We start from the raw sequence: 12672 nt of genomic DNA on the forward strand, positions 1-12672 counted from the left end.
GGCGTTTACCTCCGTAGGCTGCAGTGTCTGGCGCCGCCCTGGAAGCCGAGCTCCCAGGCGAGGCCTTCGATGACTTCGAACAGGCTGAAGGTGGTCTCGCAATCGAGCACCCGCGTCCTGTCCCCGAACACAACATGTCGCAGGCCGCCCAGCGAGAGCGGCAAATCCAGCAGGGCATCGAGCGGTATGAATCTGATTTCGTGTTCCGTTTCTCCGTCGCGGCCGCAGGGGCTGTTTGCCCCCGGCGCCAGCGCCCGCAGCGAAAGGTAGATTTCCGCGCGCGGGCCGCCAGGGTAGCCGATGAGGTCCACGGTCTTGCGCAGCGCAAGGCCGGTCAGCCCGTCCGCCCGGCAGCCTTCGCCGGGGCAGCGGGCCGCCTCTGCCACGGCGGCGGGCAGAAACGGGCCAAGGCGTTGCAGTTCGGCGTACCGGGTCAGCAGGGCGAAGAACGAGCGCAGCGTGCAGCCCGCGTCCAGCACCGCCGCCAGCCGCAGGCAGGGCAGCGGGTCGGCGTGGGTGGTTCCGTCGGGGGCGCGGAGCGTTCCGTCGGGGGTCAGGTGCACGCTGTCCATAGGGGTTCCGTGGGGCGTTCGCCGGTTTGCCGAGTGTTGTCCGTTGCGTGGCCGGGGGCCATGCCGTGTCGCGTGCCTACCGTTTGGCGTGGCAGCCGCCGCATGCCGTGGGGCCCTTGGCCTGCTGCTTGTGGCAGCCCATGCACTGGCGGTGGTAGGCGCGCTCCAGCGGCGTGCCCTTGCCCCTCGTGCCATTGTCGGCGGCGTGGCAGTCGGCGCAGGGCGTGCCCTCGGAACTGGGGGCGGCCGGATCGCGGTGTCCATCCTCGGTGGTGCCGTGGTGGCACACGCCGCAATCCTCGATCTTGGCCTTTTCGTTGTGCGTGTCGTGGACGAAGCTGGCGGCGGGCCGCGAATGCGGGGCCAGCGCCTCGGGCGCGAGCGTGGTCATGTCTTCCTGGGCCGGGGCCGTTGCCACGGGCGGCAACAGCAGGAGCAGCAGCGCGGCCGCCAGGGTCGCCAGCAGGACCGCCATTTGGGCCGCAGCCACCGGCAGGGAACGTCGTGCCTTCATACGGGGTGCTCCTTGTCGTCGCCTACGCGGCGCCGGGCTTTTCCATGCAGTCGTAGATCAGGTCGCCCAGGAACTTGGTGTGCATGCCGAGCTTGTAGTGGTGGATGATGTCTTCAAGCCCGCCGTGGCAGTTGTGGCAGGGGGCCACCACCGTGTGCACGCCCGTGGCGGCAAGCTGGTCGGCCTTGGCCTTGTTGCCCGCCAGGCGCACGCCCTTGAAGGGCGGGCCGCAGTTGATCACCCCGCCGCCCGCGCAGCAGCACAGGTTGTGTTCGCGCGTGGGGGACATTTCCACCACGTTGGAACACAGGGCGTGGGTGACCTCGCGCAGCTTGTCCATCAGCCCGCGCCCCCGGATGATGTTGCACGGGTCGTGGATGGTCACGGGTTCGTCGAACTTCTTGGCCAGCTTTATCTTGCCCTCGGTCAGCAGTTCCCAGAAGAACTCCACCGAATGCACGATGGGCACGGGGTGGCTCTTCCAGCCCAGCCAGCGGTTGCCCACGTCGTACACCGAGCGGAAGGCGTGGCCGCATTCGCCCATGACGATGCGCTTGACCTTCAGCTTCTGGGCCATCTCGAAGTGGCAGCGCTTGAGCCGCCCCATCATTTCATAGTCGCCGGTGAACATGCACATGTCGCTGTTGTCCCAGCCGGGGGAGGAAGGCATGGTCCAGTCCACCCCGGCTTGGTCGAAGATCACCGCCGCCTGGTAGATGAGCTGGGTGCGGAACTTGGGTTCGGGCGCGATGACCGAGTACAGGAAGTCCGCCCCTTCCTTGTCGAAGGGGATGCGCAGCGCGGGAATTTCGCCGCGCGCCTCGTCTTCCTGCCACACCAGGCTGTCGATCCATTCGTCGTCCTTGACCCACATCTGGTTCATGGTGCCGGAATGGCTGTGCGCCGTGTCCTGGATGTACAGGGGCACCACGCCCAGGCGATGGCAGATGCGCCGCACAAGGCCCATGACGTAGCCGGTGTCGATGCCCACGGGACAGTAATGCACGCAGCGGCGGCACAGGTTGCATTCGGTGTAGGCGATCTGGGCCATGCCGTAGATGTCGTCCGGCTCCACCTTGCCGCCGGTGCGCAGCAGCTTCCACATGGTCTGTTCCATCTTGCCCACGGGCGAATAGGTGGGGTCGCCGTCGTGCGAGAGGCAGTAGTGGCAGGCGTCGGCGCACATGCCGCAGCGCATGCAGGTTTCGTGGTAGACGGCAAGGCGCGCCCCGGCTTCGCCCTTTGTCACGGCCTTGACCACGCGTTCGATGCGTTCACGCGTCAGCGCGGCCACGCCCCGGATGAGGTTGGCGTCTTCTATGCGGCGTTCCGCGATGCCCGAGAATTCCGTTGCGCTCATGTAATTGTCTCCCGTGGGATGGCGTCGTGCGCCCTTCCGATGGATTGATCAGCCTGTGGCCTGCCTGCCGCGCCGTGTCGCGGGCCGCGCCTACCAGTCGGGGCAGTGGCGCACCCCGCCGAATTCCGAGCCCATGTAGGCCCGGGTGAACGGCGAGAACAGCGCATGCGACAAGCGGGTGAAGGGCAGCGCCATCAGCGTTGCCTCGCCCGAGAGCACGTGCAGGGTGCTCATCAGCAGGTTGTCGCCGATCTGCTGCTTGGCGAGAAACGCGGTGACGACAGGCACGGCCACCAGCGCCAGCACCAGCCAGTCCATGGGCCGGGTGACGTAGCGGACCGTGGGCAATTGCAGCCTTCTCCACGCGAAGAACCCGCACAGCAGGATGACCAGCACGGTCAGCACGTCGGCGATGCCTTCAGGCAGTGACCAGACGTTGACGCCGAAGGCGTAGTCCCACAGCACCGCATGCCCCGGCGCGAAAAGCAGCAGCAGGGCGAGGGCGGTGTGGAAGGCGAAGGTGGCCACGGTGACGGCGGGGTTGGCCCGCCAGCCCAGGGTGGCGAAGGGGGTGGCCCAGCGCGCCATGGAGCGCGCGGCGAAGCGGACGTCCATGTAGGCCACGGCGTTCATGTCCTTCTTGCGGGCCAGCGCCCACATGGAGGCGATGCGCCAGACAGACCCGCCCAGGAACACGGCCCACGCGACCCAGGCCAGGGGGCCGACGGCGAAGTTGTAAAGTTGTTGCATGGCTGTCACCTCCCCTGATCAGGTGATCAGGCCTTGAAGTCGTCAATCGTGGCCACCCACCGCTCGCACGCGCCGTCGCGCACGCCGCGCAGCAGCACCGCGCCGCCCGGTCCGAAGGCCGGGTCCCATGCCGTGGTGAACGCGTCACGCCAGGGCTTGCCGTCCACCAGCACCGTTTCGCGGCCCCTATCCCGCACGCGCACCGCCACGTGTTGCCCGCACGGGCTGAACACGGGCCGCCAGGCCATTTCCCACCGACCGGGCCAGGCCACGCCGTCCACCACCACCTGCCAGTCGCTGTTGTCGTTGCTGGCAAGAGCCGCGGCACGCGTGCCGTCGGGCGAGAGGACAAGGTCGGTGACCACGGGGGCGGTGAAGGACCACGGCGCGGCGTCGCGGGCCACGGTGAACCGTCCGTACTGCGGGGCCACGATGGCCCACAGGTGCCGCCCGTCCCGGCTCCATGCGGGCGACCAGCACTGGAAGAAGCGGGCGTCCCACAGCAGGGTGCCGTCCAGCGCCATGCCCCAGCGGCCCTCCTTGCGCACGGGCGCGGCCACGGCTCCGGTGGCCGGGTCGAAGCAGGGCTCCCACACGCAGGGGAAGGTGGCTGGCCACGGCGCGCCGTTGACGGCCACGGTGTACTCGGTGTGGGAAAGGCGCACCTGCGCGGCCACCCGGTCGTTGCGGTTGTCGAACACGGGCGTCCAGACGTTCATGAAATTCTGTTCCCATGCCTCGCCGTCCACGGCCACGCTGTACACGCCCCGCACGAAGGTCTCTATGTCCGCCTGGCCCAGCGGCACGGTCTGCACCACGGCGGCGGTGCGGCGGCCGTCGGGGCTCAAGGCGAAGTTGTTGGCGTTTTCGTACAGCGTTTCCCAGATTTCGCCGTCCATGATCATGCCGTAGCGCGTGTCCTGCTGCACGGCGGCGGCCAGCCGCCCGGCGGGGCCGGAGCACAGCGACCATATGAACCCGTAGGTTTCCGGCCATGTCTCGCCGTCCACGGCCACGGTCCATTCCCCGTCCTGCTGGACGATGGCCGCCAGGCGTCCGTCGGCCAGGAAGCGCGGCGACCACACCTTGTCGAAGCCGGCATCCCAGACGCCGTCGTCCACCCGCATGGTGAAGCTGTCGTCCTCCTGCCGCACCACGGCGGCCACGTGCATGCCGTCGGGCGACATGTGCGGTTCTTCCTGCCACTGGTGGCCGGGCAGCGGCGCAAGGGAAGGCGCGATCACCCGTCTGCCCGGTTCCCAGTCCCCGGGGGCGGAATGCGGTGGGCCTGCGGCGGCGTTCGCGGCGGGCGGCGCTTCCGGCATTCCGGGGGAGGGCTGTAGGGGCGCGGTGGATGTCGACATGCGGACCTCCTGTTCTGCGCCGGGCATGCCTGGCGCAGGAGAATGATCGTTGCACTACATATTGATGTCGCAACTGCGGTTGTATTTGAAGATAATCTACCACATGAAAGACTACCGGGGAAGTGGTGTTGCAAAAAATAGTAGTCTACCCGCGTGGTAGAATGGGTTGTATACTTCTTTGGTATAGTATTAATGCAACCGCTCAAGTAGAAAATTCATAATGTGACATTCGTATCACGCTGCAACGCTATGGCGGGGCAGACATTGGCCGGGCCATGGTGTGTGTCATGCGCGGAACATGTTTCATGATGTTTCGACGGGGAAACGGAACCCGTGATGGAGCGCGCGCGGGCGTGCTGGATGGGGGCGTTGTTTGATGTGATATTGACTCTGAAAATCATTTTCAGTATTCGACACGGAAACGTCCGCCGCCCCCTGCGCGGCGCGACGCAGCACGGGACCGCGTGGCGCACTGCCGCCTGGTCCGCATACATTCCCGCAAGGAAGGAAGGAGAAAACATGAAACGTCTGATCACGCTGCTGCTGGGCGCGGCGCTGTTGTGCGGCGCTGCATCCCCGGCAGCCGCCGCGACCATCGAAGCCAAGGGCGAGTGGGCCTTCGACTTTTCGTGGACCGACGGCATGAACTATCGTTCCGCCGATGACGGCGGCGAGGGCGAAGACGACTTCGCGGCCCACCAGCGGCTGCGCACCCAGATCGACATCGTCGCCAGTGAAGCGCTGCGGGGCGTGGTGTTCCTGGAAATGGGCACCACCACCTGGGGCCAGGAAGACGGCGCGCTGGGCACGGACGGCAAGTCGGTGAAGGTGCGCCGCTCGTACATCGATTGGGTGGTGCCCAATACCGAACTGCAGGTGCGCATGGGCCTGCAGGGCATGGACCTGCCCGGCGCGACCTTTGGCGCCAGCCCGATCCTGAGCGACGAGGACGTGGCCGCCCTGGTGCTGAGCTACACCGTCAGCGAGAACCTGGGCCTGACCGCCTTCTGGGCGCGCCCGTATGACACCTCGGCCGGGGAATCGTCCGGCGACAATTCGTTCGATGAAGTGGACGTGTTCGGCCTGACCGCCCCGTTGACCCTGGACGGCGCCAGCGTGACGCCGTACCTGGTCTACGCTTCTGTGGGCAAGGACGCGGACGGCAGCGGCGCCAGCTACAACACCGATTCGTTCGACACTTTCACCGACGGCATGCAGAGCCTTGGCCAGCGCATGGGCCTGGCCGGCGACGACACCACCGTCAATGACGCGTGGTGGGGTGGCGTGGCCCTGGAACTGTCCATGTTCGACCCGTTCACCGTGAAGATGGACGCCACCTACGGCCGCAAGGACGCCGACGAGGACTACGCCACCCGCGAAGGCTGGCTGGTTTCGGCCATGGTGGAATACAAGATGGAAGCCGCCACCCCCGGCGTGTTCGCCTGGTACGGCAGCGGTGAAGACGACGACATCGACAACGGCTCCGAACGCATGCCGTCCATCTCGCCCAACGCCTGGGCGCCCACCAGCTTCGGCTTCCCGGGTTCGGCGTTCAACCAGGACAGCCAGTTCGCCCTCAACGGCGCGGGCCTGTGGGCCGTCGGCGTGCAGGTGGCGGACATCTCGTTCATCGAGAACCTGTCGCACCTCGTGCGCGTCACCTACATGCGCGGCACCAACGATTCCGAACTGGTCAAGGAAACCGCTGGTATCTCCGACGAACTGGCCCCGGCCAGCGGCGGCGTGTTCCTGACCGACGAGGACAGCGCCTGGGAAGTGAACGTCGACCACACCTACCAGATTTACGAAAACCTCGCCCTCATCGTGGAGATGGGCTACATCCGCCTCGATCTGGACGAAGATGTCTGGGGCGCCGCGGGCGAAGACCTGACCGCCGCCAAGAAGCTGACCTTCAACCTGGTGTACGAGTTCTAGCGGCGCAGCCCATCCCGCCGCGCGGCGTGACCGACGCAGGGACGCGGCCGGAGGGGAGATGTCGCGCACCGGGCTGACGGTGCGGAATGCAACGGAGGGCATGGCCTTTGGGCCATGCCCTCTTTGCGCGTGCGCGTGCGGAAAGATACCGAAGACGACGTGACGTGTCACGGCACCGCGATGCGGTGGTGCATCATGCTGCGAGTGCGGGTGGCGGTGATATTGAGGCAAAAGGAACAGTACTCATGCGCTGGTGCGTCAAGATTGCTGTGTACACCACGTGAAGCGCCGTGTTAGGCGTGGATGCAGTATTCTCGGCAGAAGGCGTCGCACGCTGCGTGGAGCATCGGGCGTCGCCCTGCCGTCGTGCTGTCCGATGCTTGCGGATGCAGGGAGGGCAGTGCGTTTCGGCACCCTCGCAAGATGTCTTCCCCCTGCCGTTTCATGTCCCACCATCCGCAAGGTGCTTCCACATGCCCATCGAAGGGTGGCTCGATACGCTGCCGGGTCCGGAGACCGGCGGCGTGGACCGCGACCTGGCCCTGCTTGCCGGGCAGGACTACCCCCTGCTTTCCCCGCGCGCCGTGCGCCGCCAGGTCACCCGGCTCAGCGCGTATCTGGGCGTCATGGACGACGCGCTGCGCGGCGCGCTCATCGGCTATTCCCTGTACACCCGCCAGTTGGACATGCTGCAGGACCGCGCCACCAAGCACATCTGCCGCGACGACTGCGCGCGCCCGCCCCTGGGCTGCTGCAACCGCAGCCACAACGTGGTGTTCAGCCTGTCCGACATCATGATGCGCCAGCCCACGGGACTGGCCCTGCGCATGGGCGACGCGCTGGCGCGCCTGCAGGCCGAGGAGGGCGCGCATCACGCCGGGGGCGCGGCCATGGGCGAGCGGGGCTGCCCGTACCTGACGGCCACCGGCTGTCCGTTGCACCTCTTCAAGTCGCCGCTGTGCGCGCACTATCTGTGCGCGACGGTGACCGACAGCCTGGGGGCCGCGCATGGCGCCGCCGCCGCGCCTTTCGTGGCGGGCATGCGCCGGGGTGCGGAGCGGCAGATAGAGCGCAGTGCGGATTTCACGGAGCCCGGCCTGATCGAGGCGGCGGTGGAGATGTTCGCGGCGGAAGGATGCGGAGAAAGGGCTGGGCGGGCCTGACGGCGCCGAACGCGGCAAGGTGGGGTGCCTGCGGTGCCGCTGCGCACTGCCCCTTGGGTGCGCTAGCGTTTGCCGATTGAGGTGTAGGGGCGAAAGAAGAATTCGACGCGGCGGTTCAATGCGCGGGTATCGGTTTCCTCCGGCACAAGGGGCCGGGTGTCGGCGTACCCAACGGCCTTGACCCGGCGCGGGTTCAGGCCCAGTTCCAGAATGCCCCGCAGCAGGGTTACCGCCCGGGCCGACGAAAGCTCCCAATAGGTGGGGTAGGCGCTGCCGAGGGGTTCGCGCGAGCCGGTGTGCCCTTCCACGATCAGGTCGTATTTGTGTTTCAGCAGCAACCCATGCACCATGCGGCAGATTTCCACCCCGGCGGGCGAAAGTTCGGCCGTGCCTTCGGCGAACAGCACCCGCGAGTTCACCCGCAGGGTCACCCCGCCGTCTTCGGCGCTGACGATGGCGTTCTGGGCGATGGGCGCACGTTCGTTGATCATTTCCTTCAACATGCGCGCCACTTCCAGCAGTTCCTTTTCGGCCTTGACCAGGTCCGATTCGTCCAGGGCCCGCGTTTCGGGCGCGGGAGAAAAGGCGGCCTGCACGTCCTGCTGGCGTTCGCGCTGTACTCCGAATGCCTCGCGGATGGACCCCATGGTGACCTGGAACTTGGCGATGTCCGTCTTGGCGAAGGACAGCAGCAGGATAAAGAAGCACAGCAGCAGCGACATCATGTCCGCGAAGGTCACGATCCACTCGGGGATTTCGCTTCCCGCTTCGGCACCATCGTCGCCACGGTTCGGCGGTGCGGGGCGCTGTTCCTGGTCGTTGGTCGCCGCCACGGGCTAGCCCTTTTCGCGAATGTTGGGGGGCAGGAACGCCATCAGCTTTTCGCGGATCAATTGGGGGTGCTCACCGTTCATGATGGAAAGCACACCTTCCATTTTCAATTGCAGCAGCAACTGCTCGTCGGTGGACCTTTCCTCGAGCTTCTTGGCCATGGGCAGAAACAGCAGGTTGGAAAGGACCGCCCCGTAGAAGGTGGTCAGCAGGGCCACGGCCATGGCGGGGCCGATGCTGTTTGGGTCGGACAGGTTCTGGAGCATGTTCACGAGACCCACGAGGGTGCCGATCATGCCGAACGCGGGCGCCGCTGATCCCAACCCCTTGAATACGGCCTGTCCGCGCCGGTGGCGTTGCTTCATGAAATTGATTTCTGCGTCCAGCAGCGACTGCACCTGGAATTGCGACGATCCGTCGGCCACCATGCGCACGCCTTTTTTCAGGAATTCATCAGTCAGGGCCACCTTCTCCAGCGCCACCAGGCTTTCGCGCCGGGCCTTGTCGGCCAGGCCGCATATGTCGTCCACCACGCGCAGGGGGTTTTCCTTGCGGAAGCGAAAGGTGCGCACGGCAATGCGCACGGAACCCAGCACCACCTCCATGGGAAACATGACCAGAATGGCCGTGATGGTGCCGCCGATGACGATGATTACCGAGGGAACGTCCACGAAGGCCAGCAGTGAGCCGCCCATCATGATGGCCGTGACGATGAGGGCAAGACCCCCGACGATGCCGAGCAGCGTTGCGAAATCCATGTCAGGTGTTCTTCATTGCGGGCTGGAGGGTGTGTATGGCGCCGTCGTGCCACTCGAAACGTACGTTGCGAAGAAAGTCCTGGATCTTCAGCACGGTTTGGCCCATGCGCACCTGCACGCCGGGGCGCACCTCGCCTGGCACGGCGATGGAACATGACGAGAGGGTAGTGGTGTCCGCGATGCGGCGCAGCAGCGCGTTCTTGCAGTCGTTCAGACGGCGTACGGCGTTGGCGTAGCGCTGCGCGCGCGCGGTGGCGTTGCGGCCAATCATGCCGCCGCGGCCTGCCAATTTGGTGCATGCCAGCAGAATGTCTTCGGTCTGTTGCAGCCGGGCGTTGACGCGTCGCAGGGTATCCACCAGGAACGGTTCGGACCCCACCTGAACCCGTGTCAGCGTGGAAAGGCCACCGCCGAGGCGTCCGTGCACTTCTATGCGGGTGCGGGCGGTGGCCCGTCCGCCTACCAGCCGGTCACCCACGGTCAGTGAGGTTCCGGCCAGCAGATAGTTGTGCATGGCCGATTCAGCCACCACCATGGCCCCGCCTGCCGACAGCCGGGCGTTTTCCACGAAGCTGGCGTGCACGTCCCCCACGGATCGGATGTCGCCCGCGCCCCCGGCCTTGATGCCGCCCGCCGCGTCCAGGGTGTGGCAGCGCACGTAGGCCCCTTCCAGCAGCCCCGTCAGGCGCAGGGAACGGGCATGCAGGTGAAAGCCCTGACGCACCAGCCCGCTGACGGTCACGTCGCCGGGGTAGCGAATGTTGCCCACGTGGTAGGTAACGTCTTCGTCCACCAGCAGGAAGTCCGGCACGGACAGCCGCCCGCCGTCCCACTCCATGTGGCCGTCTCGGGTGGCGCGGACCATGCGGGGATGGTCGGGATCGACGGAACAGCCTTCTCCAAGCAAGGCGGTCGGGTCTTCGGTCCCCAGCCGACCCGGCGGGGTGGGGATGATCTCGGCGATGACCATGCCCGCGCATACGGTCTGCACGTAGCCGAGTTCCCGGTAGTCGACCCGACCGTTGGAACTGGGGCGGGGAATGCATTGCCGCATGGCGCATGTGGGGTCGATGAGGTTCAGGCTGTATCGCATGGCAACCAAGAGGAATGGGAAGCCGGGCGCGGGATGCGGCGTCGGCACCCGGTGGCGGATGGGGCATGCCGCCCGGAGGAGCAGTGCAACATTCAGGCGGCCGTCGGAAAAAGGTTCGCAAGATGGGCGATTCACGAATGATGAGGCTGTGGATGACTCTGGTCAACATACAACGCTTACGTGACGCCGCGCAAGCGAAGTATTGGAGTCGTCAGGCGGGATGTGCGTGGGGTGATGTTGTGTGGGCATTGTGTTGGTCATCGAGCGTGAAGTAGGCGCGTAATGGCGGAAAATGCAGGCTGCGGGGCATTGCCGCCATGGCCGGGTGCGGCTAGGCTTGCGGTCCGTGCGGGCGGCGAACCACCCGCAACCGCACGGCAATGTCACCCCAGGGAGTCTTCATGACGCAGCCCCCGCGCACCGTGGTGTTCGTGCTCTACCCCGGTTTCGTGTCGCTGGATCTTGCCGGTCCGCTCGACGTGTTTTCCTGCGCCACCAGGCTGGCCGAACGGCAGGGCCGACCCGCGCCGTACCGCTGCCGTTTCGTGGCGCGGGAGGCGGGGCCGGTGGTTGCGTCGTCCGGGATGTCCGTGCTGGCGGATGCGCCGCCGGATGCCTTCGACGAAGCGGCCGCCGGGGCTGAAACGGTTGTTCCGCATACCCTGCTCGTGCCCGGCGGCGTTACGCCGGGGCGGGAAGGGGAAGATCCTGTCCTGCGCCACATGGTGGCCCGGCTGGCCTCCCGGTCGCGGCGGGTTGTCTCCGTCTGCACCGGCGCGTTGCTGCTGGCCGCCTGCGGGTTGCTGGACGGACGGCGCGCCACCACCCACTGGCAGGCCTGCGCCCGGCTGGCCGCCGCCTACCCGGCGGTGCGGGTGGAGCCGGACGCCATCTTCGTGCGCGACGGCGGGGTGGTGACCAGCGCCGGGGTGACGGCGGGCATCGACCTTGCGCTGCACCTGGTGGAAGAGGATCTTGGTCCGGCCATGGCCATGGAGGTGGCCCGGCTGCTGGTGGTGTACCGGCGGCGGGTGGGCAACCAGAGCCAGTTCAGCGCACCGCTGCGGGCGCAGGCGCGGGCCGGGGCGCGGTTCGGCGCGCTGCACGCGTGGATGGAGGCCCGCCTTGGCGAGGACCTGGGCGTGGAGCGGCTGGCCGGGCAGGCTCACATGAGCCCCCGCCACTTCGCACGGGTGTTTCCGCAGGAGACGGGCATGAGCCCGGCCCGTTACGTGGAGCAGCTGCGGCTGGACCGGGCGCGCGAACTGCTGGAATCGGGCGAGGCGCACATGCAGACCGTGGCCGTTCAGGCCGGGTTCGGCAGCGAGGAGCGGTTGCGCCGGGCCTTCCAGCGGCGCATGGGGGTCACCCCCACCCAGTACCTGGAGCATTTCAGCGGCTGACGTGGCGCACGCTGCCGCAGGCATGGCCGCGTCCTTTTCCGGACGTGGCGACGCCCCGCATTTTCCGCCCATGGCGCGAATTGCGGGGCGTGCGTCGTTGTGGCGGCCGCGCGGCCGGGTGCATGCTGGCGGGGTCCGCCACGCCGTCCGCAACCTTGTGCGGCGCTCTTCGGCGGACGCCGGGCCAGGCCCGGCCCACCATGAACCGCATCAACCGGATTAGGGAGCACCCATGACAACCTACGGCCTGTATATCTACGAGCAGGTGGCGGAGCAGGACTTCGTCGGCCCCCAGCAGGTGTTCGCCGCTTCGCGTCACATGGCGGGCACGGGCGACACCATCGCAACCATCGCCGCACGGCCGGAGCCCCTGCGGGGCGCGGGCGGCCTGCGCATGATCCCCGACCACGCCTTTGCCGACGCGCCGTCACTGGACGTGCTGGTGCTGCCCGGCACGGCCGAGGTGGCCCGCCATGCCCTGTCCGACCCCGGCCTGCTGGACTGGGTGCGGGCGCAGGCGGCCACGGTGCGCTGGCTGACCGCCGTGTGCACCGGAACGCTGATCCTGCACGCGGCGGGGCTGCTGCGCGGGCGCAAGGCCACCACCCACTGGGCCTACGTGGAGGAGTTGGCGCGCGATCCGCAGGTGACCCTGCTGCCCGACATGCGCTACGTGCGCGACGGCAACATCGTGACCTCGCAGGGCGTTTCGGCGGGCATCGACATGGCCTTGTGGCTGGTGGGGCAGATCCATGGCCCGGACCATGCCCGTGCCGTGCGCAGGCTGATCCAGTACGACCCGGCCCCGCCGTACACGGCGGAGGTGTAGGGAAGGGGCGCAGAAGACGCGCGCAACCGCGCGGCCATACTGTAACTATGTGGGGAAAAAAGAAAAAGGCGTACGCGATGCGTACGCCTTTTGGCTTGCG

At 67.1% G+C, this 12672-nt stretch carries 12 protein-coding genes; 4 read left to right on the top strand and 8 right to left on the bottom strand.

Annotated features, from left to right (window positions below; all coding sequences use genetic code 11):
• Positions 1-5: 5 nt before the first annotated feature.
• From RVX_RS02435 to tmcD, 5 genes are all read right to left on the bottom strand, one after another.
• Positions 6-572 (bottom strand): hypothetical protein, encoded by a 567-nt coding sequence (locus RVX_RS02435; protein WP_116306642.1) that lies wholly within the window; start codon positions 570-572, stop codon positions 6-8.
• A gap of 76 nt (positions 573-648) precedes the next feature.
• Positions 649-1086, bottom strand: a complete 438-nt coding sequence (gene tmcA, locus RVX_RS02440) for an acidic tetraheme cytochrome c3 TmcA (RefSeq protein ID WP_116306640.1) — start codon at positions 1084-1086, stop codon at positions 649-651.
• Between the two features lie 22 nt (positions 1087-1108).
• Complete coding sequence (gene tmcB / locus RVX_RS02445; protein WP_116306638.1) at positions 1109-2446, bottom strand: electron transfer complex ferredoxin TmcB; 1338 nt, start codon at positions 2444-2446, stop codon at positions 1109-1111.
• A gap of 90 nt (positions 2447-2536) precedes the next feature.
• A complete protein-coding gene (tmcC, locus tag RVX_RS02450; protein ID WP_116306636.1) occupies positions 2537-3196 on the bottom strand; it encodes a TmcC family electron transfer complex membrane anchor subunit in 660 nt (219 codons plus the stop codon).
• 26 nt (positions 3197-3222) lie between these two features.
• Positions 3223-4560, bottom strand: a complete 1338-nt coding sequence (gene tmcD / locus RVX_RS02455) for an electron transfer complex subunit TmcD (RefSeq protein ID WP_116306634.1) — start codon at positions 4558-4560, stop codon at positions 3223-3225.
• Positions 4561-5079: 519 nt separating this feature from the next.
• Between tmcD and RVX_RS02460 the strand changes: the two genes are divergently transcribed.
• Positions 5080-6495 (top strand): outer membrane homotrimeric porin, encoded by a 1416-nt coding sequence (locus tag RVX_RS02460; RefSeq protein ID WP_116306632.1) that lies wholly within the window; start codon positions 5080-5082, stop codon positions 6493-6495.
• Between the two features lie 473 nt (positions 6496-6968).
• Positions 6969-7658, top strand: coding sequence for a hypothetical protein (locus RVX_RS02465; RefSeq protein WP_420192402.1), 690 nt, complete (start codon positions 6969-6971; stop codon positions 7656-7658).
• Positions 7659-7720: 62 nt separating this feature from the next.
• Here RVX_RS02465 and RVX_RS02470 read toward each other — a convergent pair whose 3' ends face one another.
• From RVX_RS02470 to RVX_RS02480, 3 genes are read right to left on the bottom strand one after another with little or no spacing between them, the layout of a single operon-like run.
• On the bottom strand, positions 7721-8491 hold the full coding sequence (locus tag RVX_RS02470) for an OmpA/MotB family protein (protein ID WP_420192403.1): 771 nt from the start codon (positions 8489-8491) through the stop codon (positions 7721-7723).
• Between the two features lie 3 nt (positions 8492-8494).
• On the bottom strand, positions 8495-9247 hold the full coding sequence (locus RVX_RS02475) for a motility protein A (protein WP_420192404.1): 753 nt from the start codon (positions 9245-9247) through the stop codon (positions 8495-8497).
• 1 nt (position 9248) lies between these two features.
• On the bottom strand, positions 9249-10340 hold the full coding sequence (locus tag RVX_RS02480; protein WP_420192405.1) for a FapA family protein: 1092 nt from the start codon (positions 10338-10340) through the stop codon (positions 9249-9251).
• A 401-nt stretch (positions 10341-10741) separates the two neighbouring features.
• On the opposite strand from RVX_RS02480, the gene RVX_RS02485 reads away from it, so the two are divergent.
• Both RVX_RS02485 and RVX_RS02490 read left to right on the top strand, forming a co-directional pair.
• Positions 10742-11743, top strand: coding sequence for a GlxA family transcriptional regulator (locus RVX_RS02485; RefSeq protein WP_420192406.1), 1002 nt, complete (start codon positions 10742-10744; stop codon positions 11741-11743).
• Positions 11744-11975: 232 nt separating this feature from the next.
• Positions 11976-12572, top strand: coding sequence for a DJ-1/PfpI family protein (locus tag RVX_RS02490; protein WP_420192407.1), 597 nt, complete (start codon positions 11976-11978; stop codon positions 12570-12572).
• Positions 12573-12672 lie beyond the last annotated feature (100 nt).

Origin of the sequence: Nitratidesulfovibrio sp. HK-II (genome assembly GCF_003402415.2) — a bacterium.
Taxonomy (GTDB): domain Bacteria; phylum Desulfobacterota; class Desulfovibrionia; order Desulfovibrionales; family Desulfovibrionaceae; genus Cupidesulfovibrio.

What these genes read in the sequence shown, in the direction of transcription:
- RVX_RS02435 (WP_116306642.1), bottom strand. Translation starts at nt 572, where the DNA reads ATGGACAGCGTGCACCTGACCCCCGACGGAACGCTCCGCGCCCCCGAC.
- tmcA (WP_116306640.1), bottom strand. Translation starts at nt 1,086, where the DNA reads ATGAAGGCACGACGTTCCCTGCCGGTGGCTGCGGCCCAAATGGCGGTC.
- tmcB (WP_116306638.1), bottom strand. Translation starts at nt 2,446, where the DNA reads ATGAGCGCAACGGAATTCTCGGGCATCGCGGAACGCCGCATAGAAGAC.
- tmcC (WP_116306636.1), bottom strand. Translation starts at nt 3,196, where the DNA reads ATGCAACAACTTTACAACTTCGCCGTCGGCCCCCTGGCCTGGGTCGCG.
- tmcD (WP_116306634.1), bottom strand. Translation starts at nt 4,560, where the DNA reads ATGTCGACATCCACCGCGCCCCTACAGCCCTCCCCCGGAATGCCGGAA.
- RVX_RS02460 (WP_116306632.1), top strand. Translation starts at nt 5,080, where the DNA reads ATGAAACGTCTGATCACGCTGCTGCTGGGCGCGGCGCTGTTGTGCGGC.
- RVX_RS02465 (WP_420192402.1), top strand. Translation starts at nt 6,969, where the DNA reads ATGCCCATCGAAGGGTGGCTCGATACGCTGCCGGGTCCGGAGACCGGC.
- RVX_RS02475 (WP_420192404.1), bottom strand. Translation starts at nt 9,247, where the DNA reads ATGGATTTCGCAACGCTGCTCGGCATCGTCGGGGGTCTTGCCCTCATC.
- RVX_RS02480 (WP_420192405.1), bottom strand. Translation starts at nt 10,340, where the DNA reads ATGCGATACAGCCTGAACCTCATCGACCCCACATGCGCCATGCGGCAA.
- RVX_RS02485 (WP_420192406.1), top strand. Translation starts at nt 10,742, where the DNA reads ATGACGCAGCCCCCGCGCACCGTGGTGTTCGTGCTCTACCCCGGTTTC.
- RVX_RS02490 (WP_420192407.1), top strand. Translation starts at nt 11,976, where the DNA reads ATGACAACCTACGGCCTGTATATCTACGAGCAGGTGGCGGAGCAGGAC.